The organism is Rhizobium sp. BIGb0125, assembly GCF_024810055.1.
In the GTDB taxonomy this organism is placed as follows: Bacteria; Pseudomonadota; Alphaproteobacteria; order Rhizobiales; family Rhizobiaceae; genus Agrobacterium.
The window spans coordinates 45,934-67,204 of record NZ_JANUDV010000013.1; the positions used below are offsets into that span (position 1 = coordinate 45,934).

The 21,271-nt window shown below is 55.3% G+C and carries 15 protein-coding genes; 5 read left to right on the plus strand and 10 right to left on the minus strand.

Features of this window, described 5'->3' with window-relative positions; all coding sequences use genetic code 11:
- Positions 1-29: 29 nt before the first annotated feature.
- Genes M2418_RS25190 through M2418_RS25205 form a run of 4 tightly spaced genes read right to left on the minus strand, consistent with a single transcriptional unit; the run spans position 30 to position 6,052 of the window.
- Positions 30-1,856, minus strand: a complete 1,827-nt coding sequence (locus M2418_RS25190; protein ID WP_259149775.1) for an ABC transporter ATP-binding protein — start codon at positions 1,854-1,856, stop codon at positions 30-32.
- Positions 1,853-3,634 carry a biotin carboxylase N-terminal domain-containing protein gene (locus M2418_RS25195; RefSeq protein WP_259149776.1) on the minus strand — a complete coding sequence of 594 codons (1,782 nt, stop codon included), beginning with the start codon at positions 3,632-3,634 and terminating at the stop codon, positions 1,853-1,855. The genes M2418_RS25190 and M2418_RS25195 overlap by 4 nt, the downstream gene beginning before the upstream one ends.
- Positions 3,631-5,277 (minus strand): 5-oxoprolinase subunit PxpB, encoded by a 1,647-nt coding sequence (pxpB, locus tag M2418_RS25200; protein ID WP_259149777.1) that lies wholly within the window; start codon positions 5,275-5,277, stop codon positions 3,631-3,633. The genes M2418_RS25195 and pxpB overlap by 4 nt, the downstream gene beginning before the upstream one ends.
- A gap of 1 nt (position 5,278) precedes the next feature.
- A complete protein-coding gene (locus M2418_RS25205) occupies positions 5,279-6,052 on the minus strand; it encodes a LamB/YcsF family protein (protein WP_259149778.1) in 774 nt (257 codons plus the stop codon).
- Between the two features lie 328 nt (positions 6,053-6,380).
- Here M2418_RS25205 and M2418_RS25210 point away from each other — a divergent pair, with 328 nt between their 5' ends.
- Complete coding sequence (locus tag M2418_RS25210; protein WP_259149779.1) at positions 6,381-7,085, plus strand: GntR family transcriptional regulator; 705 nt, start codon at positions 6,381-6,383, stop codon at positions 7,083-7,085.
- A gap of 10 nt (positions 7,086-7,095) precedes the next feature.
- Here M2418_RS25210 and M2418_RS25215 read toward each other — a convergent pair whose 3' ends face one another.
- Positions 7,096-8,010, minus strand: a complete 915-nt coding sequence (locus M2418_RS25215) for a LysR family transcriptional regulator (RefSeq protein ID WP_259149780.1) — start codon at positions 8,008-8,010, stop codon at positions 7,096-7,098.
- A 153-nt stretch (positions 8,011-8,163) separates the two neighbouring features.
- Between M2418_RS25215 and M2418_RS25220 the strand changes: the two genes are divergently transcribed.
- The 4 genes from M2418_RS25220 to M2418_RS25235 all read left to right on the plus strand — a co-directional run bounded on the left by M2418_RS25220 (position 8,164) and on the right by M2418_RS25235 (position 14,930).
- On the plus strand, positions 8,164-8,961 hold the full coding sequence (locus tag M2418_RS25220; protein WP_250985697.1) for an alpha/beta hydrolase fold domain-containing protein: 798 nt from the start codon (positions 8,164-8,166) through the stop codon (positions 8,959-8,961).
- Between the two features lie 53 nt (positions 8,962-9,014).
- On the plus strand, positions 9,015-10,205 hold the full coding sequence (locus tag M2418_RS25225) for an efflux RND transporter periplasmic adaptor subunit (RefSeq protein ID WP_259149781.1): 1,191 nt from the start codon (positions 9,015-9,017) through the stop codon (positions 10,203-10,205).
- Positions 10,206-10,327: 122 nt separating this feature from the next.
- Positions 10,328-13,546, plus strand: coding sequence for an efflux RND transporter permease subunit (locus tag M2418_RS25230; RefSeq protein WP_259149782.1), 3,219 nt, complete (start codon positions 10,328-10,330; stop codon positions 13,544-13,546).
- Between the two features lie 178 nt (positions 13,547-13,724).
- Complete coding sequence (locus M2418_RS25235; RefSeq protein ID WP_259149783.1) at positions 13,725-14,930, plus strand: M20 family metallopeptidase; 1,206 nt, start codon at positions 13,725-13,727, stop codon at positions 14,928-14,930.
- 48 nt (positions 14,931-14,978) lie between these two features.
- On the opposite strand, the gene M2418_RS25240 is transcribed toward M2418_RS25235, so the two are convergent.
- The 5 genes from M2418_RS25240 to M2418_RS25260 form a co-directional block, all read right to left on the minus strand.
- Positions 14,979-15,890 (minus strand): homocysteine S-methyltransferase family protein, encoded by a 912-nt coding sequence (locus tag M2418_RS25240; RefSeq protein ID WP_259149785.1) that lies wholly within the window; start codon positions 15,888-15,890, stop codon positions 14,979-14,981.
- Between the two features lie 30 nt (positions 15,891-15,920).
- Entirely contained in the window at positions 15,921-17,504 is a 1,584-nt protein-coding gene (locus M2418_RS25245; protein WP_259149787.1) for an ABC transporter ATP-binding protein, read from the minus strand.
- Positions 17,497-18,330 (minus strand): ABC transporter permease, encoded by an 834-nt coding sequence (locus tag M2418_RS25250; RefSeq protein WP_259149788.1) that lies wholly within the window; start codon positions 18,328-18,330, stop codon positions 17,497-17,499. Before M2418_RS25250 ends, M2418_RS25245 begins: the two co-directional genes overlap by 8 nt.
- Positions 18,327-19,271, minus strand: a complete 945-nt coding sequence (locus M2418_RS25255) for an ABC transporter permease (RefSeq protein WP_259149790.1) — start codon at positions 19,269-19,271, stop codon at positions 18,327-18,329. The genes M2418_RS25250 and M2418_RS25255 overlap by 4 nt, the downstream gene beginning before the upstream one ends.
- A gap of 222 nt (positions 19,272-19,493) precedes the next feature.
- Entirely contained in the window at positions 19,494-21,089 is a 1,596-nt protein-coding gene (locus M2418_RS25260; RefSeq protein ID WP_259149791.1) for an ABC transporter substrate-binding protein, read from the minus strand.
- Positions 21,090-21,271: the final 182 nt, after the last annotated feature.

Sequence of the window (21,271 nt, forward strand, 5' to 3'; positions counted from 1 at the left end):
TTTTAGTGATACGCGATTAATCGCTATTTTCAGGCACTTTTTGCTACGAAGTGACCCGGATTTATTTCCTCACGTTCGAGAATTTTTGGTTCGTTGCCCACAGCACGAATAGGACTTGGGATTTCGCCTTCCAGCAGCGCCGTATTGCGGGCACGGGTCGGATCGGCAACCGGCACAGCTGACAGGAGACGGCGGGTATAGTCATGCGCAGGCGTTTCAAACACTTGCTGGCGGCTGCCCATTTCCATGATCTGACCAAGATAAAGCACGGCAACGCGGTGGCTCATTTTCTCCACCACTGCCATGTCATGGCTGATGAACAGATAGGCCAACCCGCGCTCTGCCTGAAGGTCCATGAACAGATTGATGATCTGCGCCTGAATGGACACATCGAGAGCCGAAAGCGCCTCATCGGCAATAATCAGTTGCGGATCGGATGCCAGTGCACGGGCAATGCAGACACGCTGACGCTGACCGCCGGAAAACTCGTGCGGATAGCGGCTGGCGAATGAGCTATCGAGACCGACGCGCTCCAGCAACTCATCGACCCGGCGACGCACCTCTTTGGTCCCCAGGATCAGACCATGGGTATTGATCGGCTCGGCAATCGAAAAGCCCACGGTCTTGCGCGGATCGAGTGACGCGAACGGGTCCTGAAAGATGTACTGCACCTTTTGACGCATGGAGAAACGCTCGGCTGCCGACATATCGCTGTAGCGTTTTCCGGCAAAGGAGATTTCGCCAGCACGTGACGCCTGCAGCTGCTGGATCGTGCGGCCGATTGTCGATTTGCCGGAGCCGGATTCACCGACAAGCGCCAGTGTTTCACCCGGACGGATATCAAACGATACTTTGGAAACGGCACTGCAGCGATGCGTCACCTTGCCGTACCAGTTCTTTTTGATATCGAAGCGCACAAACAGATCCCGCACCGACAGCAGAGGTTCACCCTCTTGGCGAACCGTGTTCTGAACACGTTCCTCGCCAACTGTCTTTGGCTCACCGTCCTCAAGCACCGTCAATGGCTTGCGGATCGGGAACTCTTCGCCTGCCATGCTGCCGAGACGTGGCACAGCCGACAGCAGGGAGCGTGTATAAGGGTGTTTCGGGTTAGCGAAAATCTCGGCAACCGGGCCTTCTTCAACCTTCTTGCCCTTCCACATGACAACAACATCGTCTGCCATTTCGGCGACAACTCCCATGTCGTGGGTAATGAAGATCATGCCCATGCCGAGCTTCTGCTGCAGGTCACGCATGATGTTGAGGATTTGCGCCTGAATGGTTACGTCTAGCGCCGTCGTTGGTTCATCGGCGATCAACAGCCGGGGACGACAGGCCAATGCAATGGCAATCATCACACGCTGGCGCATGCCACCGGACAGCTGGTGCGGATAACGGTCCAGAAGCTCTCCGGCATCCGGCAGGCGCACCATTTCCAGCAGTTCCTGGGCTTTTTTTCGTGCTTCAGCCTTGCCGATCTTTTCGTGCAGGATCAGCACTTCACATACCTGGTCACCGATGGTGAAAACCGGGTTCAGGGAGGTCATCGGCTCCTGGAAGATCATGGCAATTTCCTTGCCACGGATGGAGCGCATTTCCTTCTGGGTCAGTTTCAGCAGATCTCTGTCGTCAAACAGAATGCTACCGGTGTCGAACTTCGCACCCATCATGTCGGCCAATCGCATGGTCGACAAAGAGGTTACGGATTTACCGGAGCCGGACTCACCCACAACAGCAACCGTGCGGCCCGCTTCCACCTTGAATGAAAGGTCATCAACGACCCGGCGTCCGCCAAAGCTGACACTTAAGTTGTTGACTGCAAGCAGCGGTCGCTGAGTGTTCGGGGAATTGGTCATGCCTTTGCCTCCGGCTTGGCCTGTCCGGCGTTATGGGAAGATGTGCCCGTTTCAATCGGGTCGATGCGCGCAATGACAGTTGCCGCCTGCTGGAATGTACCGGCTTCGGCGAGCAGCGTGATGACGCCAGAACGATGTGCAGAGATGGCCGTTTCCATTTTCATGGCATCCATCATCGCAACAACCTGGCCTTTTTCGACTTCAGCACCGTTTTCAATGCGCCAGTGGGCAAGCATTCCAGCGAGTGGCGCACGCAATGCGTTTTCATCTGCCGCGACGTCCGCTGTGGCGTCTGCCGGTGTCATGTGAGCCTGCCCGAAAAGTCGCAAGAAACTCTCCGGCAGGCCAATCTCGACACGCTTGCCGTCAATCTCGGCAACACCGCGCAGCAGGGCAGCGTTACCCTGCTGTGCCGGGCGTGCAGCCTGTTCAAGCACAGCTGCGAAATCAGTCTCGATCCAGCGAGTATGAACCTTAAAGTCGGCGCCCGCAAAGTCATTTTCCTGCATGACTGCACGGTGGAACGGCAGGGTCGATGGCACACCTTCGATGACGAACTCACCAAGTGCGCGACGCGCACGCAGAATTGCCTGCTCACGATCTCTGCCCCAGACGATGAGTTTTGCCACAAGGGAATCGAACATTGGCGGCACATCGCATCCATTGTTCACGCCGCTGTCCAGACGGACACCCGGACCGGCAGGCGCTTCAAAACGGGTGATACGACCGGCGGATGGTAAGAAGCCACGACCAGGGTCTTCCACGTTGATACGAAACTCGATGGCGTGACCACGCGGTTCTGGTGTCTGTGTAAACGACAGCGTTTTGCCTTCAGCAATGCGGAACTGCTCGATGACAAGATCAATTCCGGTTGTTTCTTCGGTAACCGGATGTTCCACCTGAAGACGGGTATTGACCTCAAGGAAAGAAATGACACCGTCGACGCTCAGCAGGAACTCCACAGTTCCGGCACCGGTGTAACCCGCCTCTGCACAGATATCTCGGGCAGCTTTATGGATGGCCTGACGCTGCGCGTCGGAAAGGAACGGTGCAGGCGCTTCCTCGACCAGCTTCTGGTTGCGGCGCTGCAGAGAACAATCGCGTGTGCCGACGACGACCACATTGCCGCTGCGATCGGCAAGAATTTGTGCCTCGATATGGCGCGGCTTGTCCAGAAAGCGTTCGATGAAACACTCACCACGGCCAAATGCCGCCACCGCTTCACGCGTGGCTGACTCAAACAGTTCTTCGACTTCGTCCAGATGGCGAGCGATTTTCAGACCGCGTCCGCCGCCGCCATGGGCGGCCTTTATGGCAATTGGAACACCATGTTGTTTGGCAAAAGCAAGCGCCTCAGACGCCGTTTCAATTGCACCATCACTGCCAGCAACCAGCGGCGCCCCCACACTTTGTGCGATACGGCGCGCCGAAAGCTTGTCGCCAAGCACTTCGATGACCTCAGGATCGGGGCCAATCCAGATCAGGCCTGCATCGATAACTGCGCGGGCAAATTCGGAACGCTCCGAGAGAAAACCATACCCTGGGTGTACGGCATCGGCACCGCTACGCTTTGCGACATTAATCAGCTTGGTGATATCGAGATAGGTCTCGGCGGCCGTCACACCTTTCAGCGCATAGGCTTCATCGGCTTTTTTGACAAAACATGCGTCAGCATCCGCATCGGCATAAACAGCCACCGAGCTAAGACCGTAATCCCTGCAGGCACGAATGACGCGAACAGCAATTTCACCGCGATTGGCAATCAGGACTTTTTTCATCGGGGATCACTCGCAACGAAATCGATATGCGTAAAAGCATTCAGGGCATTAAAACGGATATGAGCGCCAACAGGTATCTGACCTGCCAGATCAAGGTGATGAGCTGCAACATTAGCTATGACGGGATAACCGCCCGTCAGCGGATGATCGGACAGGAAAAGCACCGGCTGCCCGCTGGCAGGCACCTGCAATGCACCGCGAAGTGTTGCTTCGCTCGGCAATTCATTGCGGTTTAGGCGCTCAAGCGGTTCGCCCGACAGACGAATACCGACGCGGCTGGATTGTGGTGTCACCTGCCAGCTCTGCGAAAGGAAACTTTCCACCGCCTCATTGGTAAACCAGTCGGTGCGTGGCCCCAGATAAATATCCAGCGTCACGATCTCGTCGGCTTTCGGCATGGCAAAAGCGGATTGCTCACCCGGCAGCACTGGGGTTTTTACGTTTTGAGAATTAACAGCCACCTGTGTACCGGCATCAAGTGCCAAAGGGCCAATCTGCGCCAGCGTATCGGTTGCCACACTGCCCAGCACAGGCTCGACGACAAAGCCGCCACGCATCGCAAGATAAGAGCGCGTACCACTTAGCGGAGACTGAAGAGCAACCACATCGCCATCATCCAGCGCAACGGGCGTATTGAAATCTACGTAGGCAACAGCGCCGTTTGCACTGGTCACAGACGTAGCAGCCGGTGCGCCCGTAAAGGCCATGACACCGCGTCCAACCGCCTTGAAGGAGAAGCCGGCCGGTGCGATTTCCAGTGCCGGTGTGCCGGGACGATTGCCAACAATGCGGTTTGCGAGCTTGAAATTTCCATGATCAAGCGCTCCGGACAGGCTGACCCCCTGCGCTGCCATATGGGCCCGCCCCAAATCTTGCACCAGAACCGGCAGACCGGAGCTCAAGATTTCGATGCCGTTTCGAATATCGGACGAAACACGTGCGACAGGCTCCGCAACAACAGCTGGCGTTTCAACCGCGTGCATGCTGGAGCGAGCAATGTCGTGGAAACGAACACGCAGGCCAGGACGCAAAAGCGTTGCGGGGTCACGGGCAAGATCGAACATCGCCAGTGGTGTTCTACCAATCAACTGCCAGCCACCGGGGCTAGCCTTGGGGTAAACACCGCTGAATTCACCGGCAAGGCCGACGGAACCGGCGGGCACGACTGTGCGGGGTGACTTGCGACGGGGAACGGCAAGCTCTGCACCGGGCGCGGAAAGATAGGCAAAACCCGGCGCAAAGCCGGTAAAGGCAACGGTATATTCCGCTTCAGTGTGGCGCCTGATGAGTTCAGACGCGGAGCATCCCAGCAGCTCGGCAACATCAGCGATATCTTCGCCATCATAATGGACGGGGATATCGACTGTTTCGGCCACTCCAATACTGCGCTTTTTGCCCAACCGCGCGGCAACGGCTTGCAGCAACTCGGCCTGGTCGAGGCTGAGTGGATCGAATGCGATCATCAGGGTCCGCGCAGCGGGCACGATTTCCAGAACACCTGGCACAGGTGATTGCTGAAAGGCATCATAAAGCGACAGCGTTTCGTCCAGCCCAACCAACTCCAACAGCAACGCACCGGGACGCAACGGCAAAACCCGTAGCGACGGCACGGTAACAGCAGAAGATGAGGCTGCGAGTGTCATATCAGGCGTGTCCTTCTGCGACGAAGGACCGGATGGATACGCCTTCTTCCGCAAACACGGCACGCAGGCGGGCTGCCATCGAGACTGCATCCGGGCTATCGCCGTGCACGCAGATCGACTGCGCCTCGACCCGAGCGTCAGTTCCAGTGATGGACTGAACAACACCCTCACGCACCAGTCGCAACATGCGTTGCGCCACCACGTCAGGATCATGCAGGACGGCACCTTTTTCACGGCGCGACACAAGCTTTCCGTCGGCAGTATAGGCACGATCGGCAAAAGCTTCAGCGACAACGCGAAGGCCCGCGACACGCGCCTGCTCGATCAAGGGGGAGCCAGCAAGCGCCATCAACACAAGTTCGGGATCAACACTAAGAATTGCCTTGATCACATCAGCCGCCTGACGTTCATCAAAGGCAATCGTGTTATAAAGCGCGCCGTGTGGCTTTACATAATCGACACGGGTACCGGCGGCGGTCGAAAGGCCCTTCAACGCACCAATCTGATAGATGACATCGCCAACCAGTTCTTCGCTTGTCGGATCCATATTGCGTCGACCAAAACCTGCGAGGTCGCGGTAACCGACGTGAGCGCCGATCACGACGCCTTTGGCTTTCGCCTGTTGCAACGTCCGCAAAATTCCGGCCGGATCACCGGCATGGAAGCCGCAGGCGACATTGGCGCTGCTGACAATGTCCAGCATCGCCACGTCATCTCCCATCGCCCAGGGACCAAAACTTTCACCGAGATCGCTGTTCAGATCGAATGTCAGCATCAATAACCCATCGAGAGCGGAGAATGGCAAAAAGCCGACCACCTGCGGGGTCAACCATCAGCAAAATCTAGCAAAGGGCAACAATCATGTCCATACTGTTGAACAATCTTTCATTATCAACCTACAAAAAATAAAATTATGCACATAAAATAAGCACTTATTTTGTGTTGCAGGTTATTTTTTCTTGTCTTAGCAGCCATTATAGCACTTATCTCGCTTGAAGCCTCGCACCACGGCGCATAGATTGCGCGCGCTTCATCAATATCGTTGCCGTCACAGCCGGCCCTTTCCTGAAGCGCAGAAAGACACCAGCATGTTGGGAACGCAGATGAAGAAGGCGAAATCCGTGAGCACAACGGCGGCCTCGACTGAGCCGGTGCAAACGCTCGCGGAAACCACAGCTTCCCGCATACGCGAACGCGTTGTATCCGGCACCCTGCCCCCCGGCAGCCATCTTTCGGAAATTGCGCTGGGCGAGGAGCTGCAGGTGTCGCGCAACACCTTGCGCGAGGTTTTCAGACTGCTGACCAAAGAAGGCCTACTGCGTTATGAAGCCAACCGCGGCGTATTCGTTTCAACACCCAGCATGGCGACAATTATCGACATTTACCGCGTCAGACGTTTTATCGAGTGCCCGGCATTGGCGCAGGCCCATCCGCGCCACCCCAGCGTTTCAGTCATGCGCGAAGCCGTCGAAACCGCCAAACGCCACCGTGAAGCGGGTGAATGGCTGGGCGTCGGCAGCGCCGACATTGCTTTTCACTCAGCAATCGTGCAATTGGCAGACAGCCCGCGCCTGACCGCATTTTATGGCCAGATATCGCTGGAGCTGCGCCTGGTCTTTGGCTTGTTGCGTGATCCTGAGTATTTGCACGGACCCTATATCGACCAGAATCAGACGATCCTTAGCCAATTGGAGCGCGGAGCCGCGGCCACCGCAGCTGAGAGCCTGGAAAAATATCTCCTCCAGGCTGAACGTTTCATCCTCGCAGCCTATGCCCGCATTTATGCGGAAAACGGCGAGCGGGCCTGAGACACAGCGATCAGGCTGGAGTCTTTACATCAAGATTGTGCATCAGCCGTGCCAGCCAGTCGACGAATACCCTTACCTTGTTCGTCACATGGCGTGTCTGTGGATAGACGATATAAATCGGCAAGCTTTCATGTTCCCAATCGGACAAGACGGGCAAAAGCTCACCGCGCTTTATGGCATCATCGGCCATGAAGGGTGCAAGCTGTGCCACACCCATTCCGGCAACCGCGGCATTGAGATAGGTTCGACTGTCATTGACGGACATGATGTAGTTGGGCGCGATCTCAAGTTTCTGGCCGTCTTTTTCGAAATCCATGGTCATGATCTGCCCGGACACTGCGTTCAGATAGCCGATACAAAAATGTTTATCTTCAAGCTCTTGCGGATGCTGCGGCGATCCGAATTTTTCCAGATAGCGTGGTGCAACGTAAGAGGCCAGCCTCAGTTCTGAAACCTTGCGCGCGATCAGCGACTGGTCTCGCGGCGTACCGACCCGCAAAGCGCAATCAACGTTTTCGGCGATGTAGTCCACCAATCGGTCGCCGACACCCAGATCCAACTTGATCAGCGGGTATTTCTCGTGAAAGGAGCAGACGTTGGGAATAACCACAAGGTCGGCAAAGGCCCCTGCCATTTCGACGCGCAACCGCCCGGAGGGTTGGACCTGCGCGTTGGAAAGGCTGCCGTCGAGTTCGTCAATTTCCGAGATGATCTGAATGGCGCGTTCATAATAGAGTGCACCATCCGTCGTCAGCATCACCCGTCGCGTCGTGCGGTTCAGCAGCGTTGTACGCAGATGCGCTTCCAACCCCTGCACCATGTTCGTGACCGTGGTTTTGGGCATATTAAGCGAATCCGCAGCACGGGAAAAGTTGCCGGTCTCAACAACTCGCACAAATACACGCATCGCCGACAACTGATCCACGCCGACATCCTTTCATTTTCGCCCTATTGTTCCGAATTTTGGAATAGTGTTTTCAATTATGCATGCTTGATCGATTTTATCCGAACAATAATATGCATTTCATGATTTATGGCAAGTGGCGTGCGAGTCACTACCGAAACCGGACAAAACACGATGAAGACGTATTGGAAAAACATTGAGATTGGCGGGGCTGATACCCCCTGTCTCTCTGTGCGTCTTTATCAAAATGAGACTGTCTCACGCACACCGCCGCTGATCCTTTACCTGCGTGGCGGTTCGTTTCAGGAACAAAGCGGTCAATGTCCGGAACTGCCTGTCGCGAGAGCGTTGGCCGAAACGGGTGCGATCGTTGTCGAGGCGGATTATATTACACCGTCGAACAATGAGTTTCCTCAGGCCATTGATTGCGCATTTGAGGCATTGAACTGTCTTTACAACCACCGGAAACAATATGGCGGTGCAAAGTCTCAGCTGTTTGTGGCTGGTGAAGAGGCCGGCGGCAATGTCGCAGCAGGACTAGCGCTCAAGGCACGTGACCGCATGCCCGGAGAACTGACAGGTCAGATCCTGCTCTCTCCTATGATTGATCCGATGATGGCAACAGCGTCATTCCGCAATGCCGACAGCATAGGCATGCGACAACGCTGGGCTGATGGGTGGAGTCACTATCTGGCAAAAGCGTGTGGCTTTTTCCATCCTTATGCTGCTCCTTGCCAGTGCACACGGCTCAGCAAGGTCGCGCCAGCGCTGGTGTTCACTGCCGAGGACGACCCGCTACGTGATGAGACCGTCAATTATGCCGACAGGCTGCGTGACGCGGGCACTTTTGTAAGACAACATGTATTCCCCGCTGGCGAAGGCTGGACGGAACTTTATCGCGGAGGAGGAGGTCAGTGGTTGCCAACCGTCTGTACCGAATTCAACGCCTTTATTGCAGAACTGAAACATTAAAACAGCATTTTCATATCACTGATCGGCCCTGACGCAGGGCCAAGGAGAAACCCATGACGCTGAAAAACAAGCGCTGGGCCCTGACGGGTGCCGGCATAAGCCTTGCTGTGTCCGTTGCAGCCGCAGCTTTACTTTTTGAAATGAGCACGCAGACCAATGCAACTGCGGCCTCGACACCTGCCGAAGCACCAGCAATTCCGGTGACAGTGGCAACGGTACAAAGCCGTGATGTCATGCGGTGGGAAGAATTTTCCGGACGTTTGGAAGCGGTAGAACGTGTGCAGATACGCTCACGCGTCGCCGGTCAGGTGCAATCGGTTCATTTCCGCGAAGGTGCCCTCGTCAAGGCGGGCGATGCCCTCTTCACTATCGATCCGGCACCATTCCAGGCAACTCTGGCGGGCGCAGAAGCACAGGTTGCAGCAGCCGAGGCAAAGATTGGTCTGGCTCGTACAGAACTCGAACGTGGTCGCAGACTGTCGGATAACCGCACCATTTCACAAAGTGACATGGACCAGCGTCAGGGCGCATTCGCCGAAGCCGAAGCGCAACTGCGCGCCGCTCGTGCTGCATTGACGACCGCGCAAATTGACCTCGGTTACACCGAAATCCGCGCGCCTGTTTCCGGCAAGGTCGGCAAACTTGAAATCACCGTTGGCAACCTGGTTGCTGCCGGTTCTGCTGCACCGGCCTTGACCACACTGGTATCCGTCGATCCGATCTATGCCAGCTTTAATGCCAGCGAAGAAATGGTCGCAAAGGCGCTGTCGCAACTGCCTGTTTCCGCTTCGGCAATCCCTGCGCTTGAACAAATCCCCGTCGAGGCCGGTACGCTCGCCGATGAGGGAACACCGATCAAGGGTACACTGCACCTCGTTGATAACCAGGTCGATGCAGCCAGTGGCACAATTGGTGTGCGCGCCATCTTCGACAATCCCGATGGTCGCCTGATCCCCGGCCAGTTCGTTCGTGTCCGCATGGGTCAGCCAAAGGCTGAAAACCATATCGTCATCAGCGACCGCGCCATCGGAACAGATCAGGACAAGAAGTTCGTCTTCATTGTCGACGGTGAAAACAAGGTCAGCTACCGCCAGGTCAAGCCGGGTGGGGCAGCCGAAGGCGCACGCATCATCGAAAGCGGTCTTTCCGCCGGTGACACGATCGTCGTGAATGGCCTGCAGCGGATTCGCCCCGGCGCCACCATTGCGCCACAGGCCGAAGAGACCGTCGCAGCATCACAATAACCAAAGGGCAAAGGCGGGCCTGACCCGCCTCGCCCAATCATCCCAAAAAATTCGCCATTTGGTGGTCCGGTGCCACCGAAACGGCTCTCTGTATCCAGAATTTAACCGGAGAGGACTTTGTTATGAACATCTCCAGATTTTTTGTCGATCGACCGGTCTTCGCCGCCGTTCTGTCGGTACTGATCGTGGTTGCGGGCCTACTTGGTATGCGCGCTCTGCCAATTTCCGAATATCCGGAAGTCGTGCCACCATCGATCGTCGTGCGCGCCACCTACCCTGGCGCCAATCCCAAGGTCATTGCCGAAACGGTGGCAACACCGCTTGAAGAACAGATCAACGGCGTCGAAGACATGCTATACATGTCCAGCCAGGCCACGTCTGACGGCGTGATGACGCTGACAGTCACCTTCAAGCTAGGCACCGATCCCGACAAGGCACAACAGTTGGTGCAGAACCGTGTTTCGCAGGCTGAACCCCGCTTGCCTTCAGAGGTACGCAGCCTTGGCGTAACAACCGTCAAAAGCTCTCCCGATCTGATGATGGTGATCCACCTGGTTTCGCCAGGTGATCGTTACGACCTGACGTACCTGCGTAACTATGCCGTTTTGAACATCAAGGACCGGCTGGCACGCATCGAAGGTGTTGGTCAGGTACAGATCTTCGGCGCGGGCGACTACTCCATGCGCATCTGGCTCGACCCGCAAAAGGCAGCAGAACATGGTCTTGCCGCCGCCGACATCACCAATGCCATCCGTTCCCAGAACGTGCAGGCAGCCGCTGGTATTATCGGCGCTTCACCCAACCTGTCTGGCATCGACATGCAGCTCAATGTCAATGCACAGGGCCGTCTGAGCACGCCGGAAGAATTTGGCAATATCATCGTCAAGAGCGGCTCAAACGGTGCGATCACCCGTCTGCGGGATGTTGCTCGCGTTGAACTCGGTGCTTCCGACTATTCACTGCGCTCATTGCTGGACGGTGAATCTGCCGTTGCCATTCCGGTTTTCCAGGCTCCCGGCTCCAACGCCATTGCCATTTCCGACAGCGTTTCTGCCACCATGACAGAACTGCAAAAGGCAATGCCTGACGGCGTGAAGTACGAAATCGTCTACGACACCACACAGTTTGTCCGCTCGTCCATCGACAAGGTTATTGATACGCTGCTGGAAGCCGTTGCGCTTGTGGTGGTGGTCGTGATCCTGTTCCTGCAGACATGGCGCGCCTCGATCATCCCGCTGATTGCCGTTCCGGTTTCGATCATCGGTACATTTGCGGTCATGTATGTCTTTGGCTTCTCGATTAACGCACTCAGTCTGTTCGGGCTTGTGCTGGCAATCGGCATTGTGGTGGACGATGCCATCGTTGTGGTCGAAAACGTCGAACGCAACATCGAAAACGGACTGTCTCCACGCGAGGCAACCTACCGCGCCATGAAGGAAGTGTCCGGTCCGATCATCGCGATTGCACTGGTTCTCGTTGCGGTGTTTGTGCCACTGGCGTTTATCTCTGGTCTTTCTGGCCAGTTCTATCGCCAGTTTGCGCTGACCATCGCCATTTCAACGGTTATCTCGGCTATCAACTCCCTGACATTGTCTCCAGCTCTGGCTGCTTTGTTGCTTAAGGGGCACCACGCTCCAAAAGACTGGCTGACACGTGGCATGGACAAGGTGTTCGGTGGTTTCTTCCGCCTGTTCAACCGTGGCTTTGGTGCTGCGTCCAATGGTTACGGTCGCAGCGTTGGTGGCTTGCTGTCACGCAAGAGTGTCGTCATGTTTGTCTACATGGCGCTGGCCGGTGCAACCTACGGCATCTTCAATGCCGTGCCCGGTGGCTTCGTGCCCGCACAGGACAAGCAGTATCTGATTGGCTTTGCCCAGTTGCCTGACGCTGCCAGCCTTGACCGCACAGAAGACGTCATTAAGCGCATGAGTGAGATTGCCTTGGCACAGCCAGGCGTCGAACACGCCATTGCCTTCCCGGGCTTGTCGATCAACGGCTTTACCAACAGCTCGAATGCAGGCGTGGTGTTTGTTGCCTTGAGCCCGTTTGAGGAGCGCAATACGGCCGATCTTTCCGGCGGTGCGATTGCCATGTCGCTCAACCAGAAATTCGGCGCAATCCAGGATGCATTTATCGCCATGTTCCCGCCACCACCGGTCAACGGCCTTGGCACAACAGGTGGCTTCAAACTGCAACTCGAAGACCGGGCTGGCTTCGGTTACCAGGCACTTGATGAAGCCAACAAGGCATTCCTTGCAAAGGCCTATCAGGCTCCGGAACTGGCTGGTTTGTTCTCAAGCTACCAGATCAATGTGCCGCAGCTTTACGCGGACTTGGATCGTGCCAAGGCAGAACAGCTTGGCGTCTCAGTCACTGACGTTTTCGAAACCCTGCAGATCTATCTGGGCTCACTCTACGTCAACGACTTCAACGCGTTTGGCCGTACTTACAGCGTGCGGGTGCAGGCTGATGCCAAGTTCCGCTCGCAGTCCGAGGATATCGGCCAGCTGAAGGTACGCTCGGCAAGCGGCGAAATGATCCCCCTGTCAGCTCTGCTGAAGGTGGATGCCACAACCGGTCCGGAACGTACAAACCGTTATAACGGCTTCCTCTCGGCCGATATCAATGGTGGTCCAGCCCCAGGCTTCTCATCTGGTGAAGCACAGGCCGCGATTGAACGCATAGCCGCTGAAACACTGCCTTCCGGCATTGACTACGAATGGACCGACCTCACCTACCAGCAGATCCTGGCTGGAAGCTCAGGCTTCCTCGTCTTCCCGCTGGCACTTCTGTTGGTCTATCTGGTGCTGGCCGCACAATATGAAAGTCTGACACTTCCACTGGCGATCATCATGATCGTACCCATGGGTGTCCTGGCCGCATTGACCGGCGTGTGGCTGACCGGCGGTGACAACAACATCTTCACCCAGATAGGACTAATCGTTCTTGTGGGACTATCGGCAAAGAATGCGATCCTGATCGTGGAATTTGCCCGGGAACTTGAGTTTGAGGGCAAAACACCGGTTGCTGCGGCGATCGAAGCCAGCCGTCTGCGCCTGCGTCCTATTTTGATGACATCGCTCGCCTTCATCATGGGCGTGGTGCCTCTGGTCATCTCCACTGGCGCAGGTGCCGAGATGCGCGCTGCCATGGGCGTTGCGGTGTTCTCGGGTATGATCGGGGTAACGTTCTTCGGTATCTTCATGACACCGGTGTTCTACGTACTTGTTCGCAAGCTCACCGGAAACCGCGCACTTGTGCAGCACAAACATGCTGAAGAACAGGACGACAAGCCCCAGAGCCCGTCTGAGACAACAAAATCGCTGAGCATGTTTGGCTAAGAATGGAACGACAATAATGGAGGCGCGCGAAAGCGCGCCTCCACGCATAACGCTCAGCAATATTTTTGAAGAGAAACTTACACGCCAAACTCTGTCTAGAGAGAAAAAATCCTGATATGGCGAGGGCTTACAAAACCGACGTTGTCGATAACGTCGCCATAGCCTGATTGGAAAGACCATGACGAAAGTCTCGCCCCCTGATGTTGCTCGGATTAACGACCTCGTATCCGTCGTTCAGGACCTCACAGACCAAATCGAGCCGCAGTTGATCGAGATACGTCGGGATATCCACGCACATCCAGAAACGGGTTTTGACGTTACACGTACGGCCAATGTCGTGGCGCAAGAGCTTGAACGCCTTGGCATCGAACATCAAACAGGCGTAGGACGAATCGGTGTTGTCGGATTTATCAAAGGTGGTCGCCCTGGCAAGACCCTTGTTATTCGTGCGGACATGGATGCCTTGCCTATTGAAGAGCAGACCGGCCTACCCTTCGCCAGCGTATACGAAGGCAAGATGCACGCCTGCGGCCATGATCTGCATACCGCAACCTTGATTGGCATCGGCAGTGTATTGAAAACAATCGCGCCGCATCTTGCAGGCAATGTAAAACTGATGTTCCAGCCTGCAGAAGAAACGCAGGAAAGTGGCGCGCGTGCCATGATTGCCGATGGCATCCTCGATGGTGTCGACTTGGCCCTTGGTTTCCACAATCATCCGGATGAACCAACCGGCACCTTCAGTTTTGTTGAAGGCATTGCCAATGGCTCGTCTGACGAGTTCGAAATAACAGTGCACGCACAATCCGGTCATGCTGCACGGCCTCATCATGCCGTCGATCCAATTGTCGCTACGGCTCAGCTCGTACTTCAGCTGCAGACCATTGTTTCGCGTGAAGTTGATCCCATGCACACCGCGGTTTTGACCGTCGGTGCTATTCATGGCGGCAACACTCACAATATCATTCCAGATTCAGTAATGATCATGGGGACGGTTCGTTGCCAGGATCCAGGCACCCGGGATGTCATTGAGGCGGCCGTGCGCCGTATATGCGCTGGGTTGGAAGCCTCTATGCGTGTCAAAACCGAGGTCAATTACGTGCGCGGCGTCCCATCAATGGTGTCGGACCCATTTTTGATCGAGGCAACAACAGCCGCCATCCACGAGCGATATGGCGACGTGATGTTCAAGCGCCAAGCCAGCCTGGGTTCCGAAGACTTCGCTCTGGTCGCGGAAAAGGTACCGTCATTCCAGCTTGGCATCGGAGCGTCTCAGGAGGGCCGCCACGACAAGCTGCACAACTCGGATTACCAGCCGGATGAACGGTGCATTGCCAACGGCGTCGTGGCGTTGTCACTGACGGCTGCGCGTATCTTGTCTTGAGAGACTAAGGGGCGGCCAGATAGGCCGCCCTTCAATTATGCGTTTGCTTTAATTGCTAAGATACCGTGTTGAAAGAGCATGAATGTGGTTGGTGCCGATGCCGCAGCAGCCGCCAATGATTGAGGCGCCGTTATTGACCCAACGCTTCGCCCAGTTGCCGTAAGATTCTGGATCGAGATCAGCACGAACTTCTGTCACCGTTGCGTTTGCTTCTTCATCACCCTGTTGTGATGGGAACGCATTGGCGTAAACTCCGACAGGGATGTCCTTGCCCAGATCCGAAAAGACCTTGCTTGCGGCCGCAATGGCAGCATCCATGACCTCTGGCATAGCGCAGTTGAACAGAAGCGCTTCTGCACCGAGTTCTGCGGCAAGGCGGGCGCCGTCCGCAACTGTTTCGCCAGACCTGAGCTGCGCTTCTCCCATTTCTTCGGAAGAAACATCGTCGCGCAATGTATAGGAAATCCAGAGCGGCTTGCCTGTGTGCCGAATGGCCTGATGTGCCGCCTTTACCTCGATAAGACTGCTCTGCGTTTCCGTGAGCCACAAGTCCACCGATGGCTCAAGTGCTTCCACCAGTACTCCGAGCAGTTCACCGGCACGAGCCGGATCAAAAAGTTCAGGCTGGTAGGAGCCAAAGACAGGTGGAAGCGAACCAGCAACCCTTACACTGCGCGGCGCGGCATCGGCGGCTTCACGCGCCAGAGTGCCAGAAAGAGCTGCAAGCGTACGCCCGTCTTTGGCAAAGCGATCTTCGCCAATATGAAAAGGAACAACGGCATAGCTGTTGGTCGTGATTACGTCCGCGCCGGCTGCAATATATTCGTCATGGACTTTACGAACATATTCAGGCCCTTCGATAAGTGCCAGTGCCGACCACTCCGGTTGCCGGAATGGTGCGCCAACACGTTCCAGCTCACGGCCCATGCCTCCGTCCAGAATAATTGTCTTCTTGCTCATGGCGAAATGTCCTTTTCAGTATCAAAATTTCTAGAGGCTCTGCCGTGCAGCAACGACGCTGTCGAGCCACCCCGTGGCCATTTGGGGAACGGATGCGAGAAGTTTGCCGGTATAATCGTCAAATGGCGGGGTCAGCACATCTGCCTTCTGTCCGTAACGAACCACCCGTCCCTTATGCATGACCGCGACCTTATCGGCGATTGCGCGCACAATCGCCAAATCATGGGTTACAAACAGATATGACGTGCCGTTTTCGGCCTGCACACGCCGCAGCAAATCGAGAATTCCCTCTGCCACCAGTGGATCAAGTGCAGAGGTTGGCTCGTCACACAACATGAGTTTGGGACGTGCAGCCAAAGCGCGAGCAATACAAACCCGCTGCTTTTGTCCGCCCGAAAGGTCTGTCGGATAACGGGCCTGAAGAGTTGGTGACAACTCGACAAGCTCGAGCAATTCTTCGACAGCCTTGAGGCGTTCTTTGCCCCGCATGCCAAAATAAAACTTAAGCGGACGACCGATAATGTCAGCCACTGTCCGGTTCGGATTAAGTGCCAAGTCTGGAAGCTGGCTGATCATCTGTATGTTGCGTAACACGTCCTTCGGGCGGTCATCAACGCGAGAAGCGAGTTGAACCCCTTCGAAATGAAGCTCACCCGCCGCACTCAATAAGCCGCTGACAACCCGCGCAAGCGTCGACTTGCCCGAACCCGATTCCCCGACAATCGCCGTTGTACGCCCTTTTTCAACATCTAGAGAAACATCACTCAGCACAGGGACTAAGGGGTCATAGGCCGCATATACGTTCTTCACAGAAAGAAGAGCAGTGGCTGATGATCGCTCCTTTGTTTCGTTCTGCCTGGCCCCCAATAGTCGTTTTGTATAGTCCTGTTGAGGTGCTTCAAGGAGGTTTTCCGCTGGCCCGGCTTCGACCACGCGCCCATGACGAAGAACCATCATCTCGTCTGCAACTTGCGCAACGACAGCAAGGTCATGGGAGATGTAAAGCGCAGCAGTTCCGGTCGTCGCAATCGCATTTTTTATGGCGATAAGCACTTCAATCTGTGTCGTCACATCAAGGGCCGTCGTCGGTTCGTCGAAGACGATCAAGTCGGGTTTCGGGCAAAGTGCCATAGCAGTCATTGCGCGCTGAAGCTGACCACCGGATGCCTGATGGGGATATCGTTCACCAAAACGATCGGGATCGGGAAGACCCAGCATTGCAAAGAGTTCGATGGCCCGCTTGCGTGCATCCGGCTTTTTCATCACGCCATGCCAGACGGTTGCCTCAATGACCTGGTCGATCAATTTGTGGGCAGGATTAAAGGCCGCCGCAGCCGATTGGGCCACATATGTCACCTTGCAACCGCGCAGTTCTTGTCCTTTTCCCGCAGCGAGAATGTCTTTTCCGTCGAGAAGAATATGTCCGCTGGCGATATGAAGACCATTGCGGACATAGCCGAGTGCCGCAAGGCCGATGGTGGATTTGCCAGCACCGGATTCACCAATGAGGCCAAGAACGCGCCCCTTCTGAAGACGCAAACCGATACGGTCGACAACAATACCTTCAACCGATCTGATTTCGAGATCGGTAATTTCAAGCGCGATTTCAGTCATCCTTTTTGACGCCTCTCATTACGCCGCGCTTGCGCTGCCCAATCCAGTCAACAATGAAGTTGATGCTGATAGCCAATATCGCGATGGTGGCGCCCGGGATGAGTGCCGCAAATACGCCGAACATCAAACCATCCTTGTTTTCTTTGACCAGGCTTCCCCAATCAGCCACCGGAGGCTGAACACCAAGGCCGAGAAACGACAGGGTCGATAAGAACAGGATGGCGAAGACGAAACGTAGGCCCAACTCTGCCAACAAAGGAGAAATAGCGTTGGGAAGTATCTCGTTAAAGATGATCCACAGTTTGCTTTCGCCGCGCAGGCGCGCAATCTCTACATAGTCTAGCACAACAAGGTCAGAGGCAATTGCGCGGCTGACCCGGAACACGCGTGTGGCCTCCAGCACAGCCATTACAGAGATCAACACAAACACACTCTTGGGCAACACAGCCAGAACAACCAGAGCGAAAATAAGCGTCGGTATCGCCATCAGCAGATCATTTGTGCGCGATAACACCTGGTCCCGCCACCCACCCGAAAGGGCGGCCAGGAAGCCCAACGGCACGCCGAATGCAAACGCCAGAATGGTTGCTGCCCCAGCGATGGACAAGGTCAGTCTTGTTCCCCAGATAACCCGGGACAAAAGATCTCGACCTATGTTATCTGTACCAAGAAGAGCTTGCGTCGAGGGGCCTTCCCATACGCCGCCAACAATTTCCGATATGGGATGCGGAGCAATGATGTTTGCGAAAACCGCAATGAAAAGAAAGAATGCGACGCCGCCAAAGCCGATGACCGCGAGAAGACGTGAAGTTGTCCTTTGTCTCATCGCGGATGCCTCAATCTTGGATTGGTCAGCATCACCATAACATCGGCAATAATATTCAGTCCGATATAAACGGCAGCAAAGATAAGGCCGCATGCTTGCACCACTGGCACGTCACGTTTGGCGACATGATCGACCATGTATTGTCCCATGCCTGGATAAACAAATATAACCTCGACAACGACCACGCCAACGACGAGATATGCCAGGTTCAGTGCAATGACGTTGACCACGGGCGATAAGGCGTTCGGCAAGGCATGCTTCAAAAGAATTTGCCACCGCGGCAAGCCTTTTAACTGCGCAGTCTCGATATAGGGTGAAGACATAACAGCCATCAGAGAGGCACGTGTCATTCTCGCCATATGCCCTGTTACGGCAATCACCAGCGTCATACAGGGAAGCGACACCGCAACCAACCGTTGCCAGCCACTCATGGATGATGTCACCAAGGCACTCGACGGCAAAAGCCCAAGCGAGACGGCCAGATAAGCGATCAATATGTAGGCGACGAAAAACTCTGGCAGCGAAATTGTGCCAAGAGTTGCCACTGCAATCGTTCTGTCGACAGCCCGCCCCGCATACAGCACGGAAATGATGCCGAGTATAAGCGCCAATGGAATGGCAAACAGGGCAGATACTGAAGCCAGATACAGCGTGTTGCCTAAGCGAGGCGCGATGCTTTTCGCGATATCCTGTCTGTTTGAATAGCTGCGTCCGAGGTCACCCTGAACAGCATTCCCAAGCCATTCGCCATAACGCTGGATAGCAGGCCTCTCCAAGCCAAGCTCTTTGCGAATGCTCTCAACCGCCTGTGGCGTTGCCTGCTGACCAAGCATTGCTGTCGCGACATCACCGGGCAATATCTGCGTTCCCGCAAATATTACGACAGACGTAGCCCAAAGCAGAAAAATCCCCAAAAGTAGCCGACGGACAATCATCGACATCAATCCGCTGCTTTGCCAGATGCGCGCCGCAGATCGCCGGAATGTAAACTGGGAGGTCTGAGCGCTGTGCGCTGTCTGTATTGGCTTTTGTGTCATCACAGTCCGGTGTCAGGTCTTGCAGGGTTCGGCATTTTTTCCGCCTGCAAGGTATAACGAAATGGCAGCGATAAACCGTCTATATGGTCATCGCTGCCATTTCCATGTCTTGACGGAAAATAAGGCTTATTCTTCGAGCCAGACCTTTTCCGCAAGGCGATAGCCACTCATGTCTCCGCCACCGGGAATGGAAACATACCCCTTCACCTTGCCGTTTGCTGCGGCGAGATTGTCGGTGAAGACAGGGATCAATTCCCCACCCTCCTCAACGATCAGGACCTGCATATCATGGTAGATCTGCTTGCGTTTTGTCTCGTCGAGCTCAACGCGCGATGTTGCCAGCAATTTATCGAAGGTCTCGTTCTTCCAACCTGTTTCATTCCAGGGTGCATCGCTCTGAAGCAGCATGGAAAGCATAGCGTCGGCTGTTGGCCTCACGGACCAATTGGATGCAACAAATGGCTTTTTAAGCCAGACCTCATCCCAATAACCGTCCGATGGCACACGCTCGACATCGATCGTAATGCCAGCCTTCGCGGCGGAGGCCTGATACAGTTGCGCAGCATCGGCTGAACCGGTGAAGCCATTATCAGAAACGCTGAGCGGGATAGAGCCAGAGAAACCGGACTTTTTCAGATGGAAAGCTGCCTTCTCCGGATCATATGCACGCTGCGGCACATCCTTTGAATAAAGCGGGTTCCAAGACGGAATAGGATGGTCGTTACCAACAGCGCCCGTGCCGACGAGCAGGCTTTTCTGGAGCTCCTCTCGGTCAATCGCATATTTCAGTGCAAGACGCAGGTCATTGTTCTTAAGAAGCTCCGAGTCTGTGCGCATCGGGAAGCAATACATCGAGTTCTCAGGCGTGCGAAGAATCTGGATGTCTGGCCGGCTTGTCAAACGGCTGACAATACGCGGCTCGACGGCATTGATGATATGTGCCTGACCGCTCATCAGGGCGGCAGCGCGCGCGGTTGCATCATCCATCGCAATTGTTTCGACGGAATCGACATTGGCCCGGTCGGGGTGCCAGTAGTTCGGATTACGCCGCGTCAGCGCGCGCACACCGGGTTGGAAATCCTCAAGAACAAACGCACCGGTCCCGATACCCTTGTCGAAATCCTCTCCCTCAGGGCCGATCCCCAGATGGTAGTCAAGAAACGCAGACGGGAAGTCCACATTGCCAGCCGTCAGGGTAACTGTGATCTCATAGGTGTCCGATGCCACAATATCGCTTACAGCCAGCAGCACACCCTTACCACCCGACTTGGTGTCCTCGCCGCGATGATGATTGAGTGAGTAAACGACGTCTTTGGCGGTTAATTCCTTGCCATTGTGGAACGTCACGCCTCGCCGCAAACGAAATACCCATTTGCTAGCGTCCGGATTAGCAGGCTCCCAGGTCTCTACCAAAGCGCTCGTCAGCTTTCCATCCGGCCCAAGCTCCAAGAGCGTATTAAAAAGCTGGAAGCCTACAGTATACATATAGGCCATGGTGTAGGATGCCGGATCAAGGTGATCAGAGCTCGAAGCGGAGTGCATCGCTATGACGAGATGGCCACCCTTGCGTGGGCCTGCGTCCTGCGCCCGTGCGGCAGACGGAATGAAAAGCCCAGAAGACGTCAACCCAAATCCAGCCGCGGCGACCGCCGTAGCGGATAGGCCCAGGAACTGGCGTCGAGAGTGAGCTTGCGGAACGAGGAAATTTTTCTGATTTGGCATGATATAACTTCGCGGTTTATGAGATATATTTTCTCTTCTGGAGTGGTTGATCTCATCGTTGACGCGGCTTCGCAAGCCATGGCGACCTGAAAAATACGATTATTTTAGAACATCTTTTCAGTAGATGACTTCCAGTCCATCGGGTGAGCAGCGGCAGTGAACGTCTACCCGATCAGCCTCTT

What these genes read in the sequence shown, in the direction of transcription:
- M2418_RS25190 (WP_259149775.1), bottom strand. Translation starts at nt 1,856, where the DNA reads ATGACCAATTCCCCGAACACTCAGCGACCGCTGCTTGCAGTCAACAAC.
- M2418_RS25195 (WP_259149776.1), bottom strand. Translation starts at nt 3,634, where the DNA reads ATGAAAAAAGTCCTGATTGCCAATCGCGGTGAAATTGCTGTTCGCGTC.
- pxpB (WP_259149777.1), bottom strand. Translation starts at nt 5,277, where the DNA reads ATGACACTCGCAGCCTCATCTTCTGCTGTTACCGTGCCGTCGCTACGG.
- M2418_RS25205 (WP_259149778.1), bottom strand. Translation starts at nt 6,052, where the DNA reads ATGCTGACATTCGATCTGAACAGCGATCTCGGTGAAAGTTTTGGTCCC.
- M2418_RS25210 (WP_259149779.1), top strand. Translation starts at nt 6,381, where the DNA reads ATGAAGAAGGCGAAATCCGTGAGCACAACGGCGGCCTCGACTGAGCCG.
- M2418_RS25220 (WP_250985697.1), top strand. Translation starts at nt 8,164, where the DNA reads ATGAAGACGTATTGGAAAAACATTGAGATTGGCGGGGCTGATACCCCC.
- M2418_RS25225 (WP_259149781.1), top strand. Translation starts at nt 9,015, where the DNA reads ATGACGCTGAAAAACAAGCGCTGGGCCCTGACGGGTGCCGGCATAAGC.
- M2418_RS25230 (WP_259149782.1), top strand. Translation starts at nt 10,328, where the DNA reads ATGAACATCTCCAGATTTTTTGTCGATCGACCGGTCTTCGCCGCCGTT.
- M2418_RS25235 (WP_259149783.1), top strand. Translation starts at nt 13,725, where the DNA reads ATGACGAAAGTCTCGCCCCCTGATGTTGCTCGGATTAACGACCTCGTA.
- M2418_RS25240 (WP_259149785.1), bottom strand. Translation starts at nt 15,890, where the DNA reads ATGAGCAAGAAGACAATTATTCTGGACGGAGGCATGGGCCGTGAGCTG.
- M2418_RS25245 (WP_259149787.1), bottom strand. Translation starts at nt 17,504, where the DNA reads ATGACTGAAATCGCGCTTGAAATTACCGATCTCGAAATCAGATCGGTT.
- M2418_RS25250 (WP_259149788.1), bottom strand. Translation starts at nt 18,330, where the DNA reads ATGAGACAAAGGACAACTTCACGTCTTCTCGCGGTCATCGGCTTTGGC.
- M2418_RS25255 (WP_259149790.1), bottom strand. Translation starts at nt 19,271, where the DNA reads ATGTCGATGATTGTCCGTCGGCTACTTTTGGGGATTTTTCTGCTTTGG.
- M2418_RS25260 (WP_259149791.1), bottom strand. Translation starts at nt 21,089, where the DNA reads ATGCCAAATCAGAAAAATTTCCTCGTTCCGCAAGCTCACTCTCGACGC.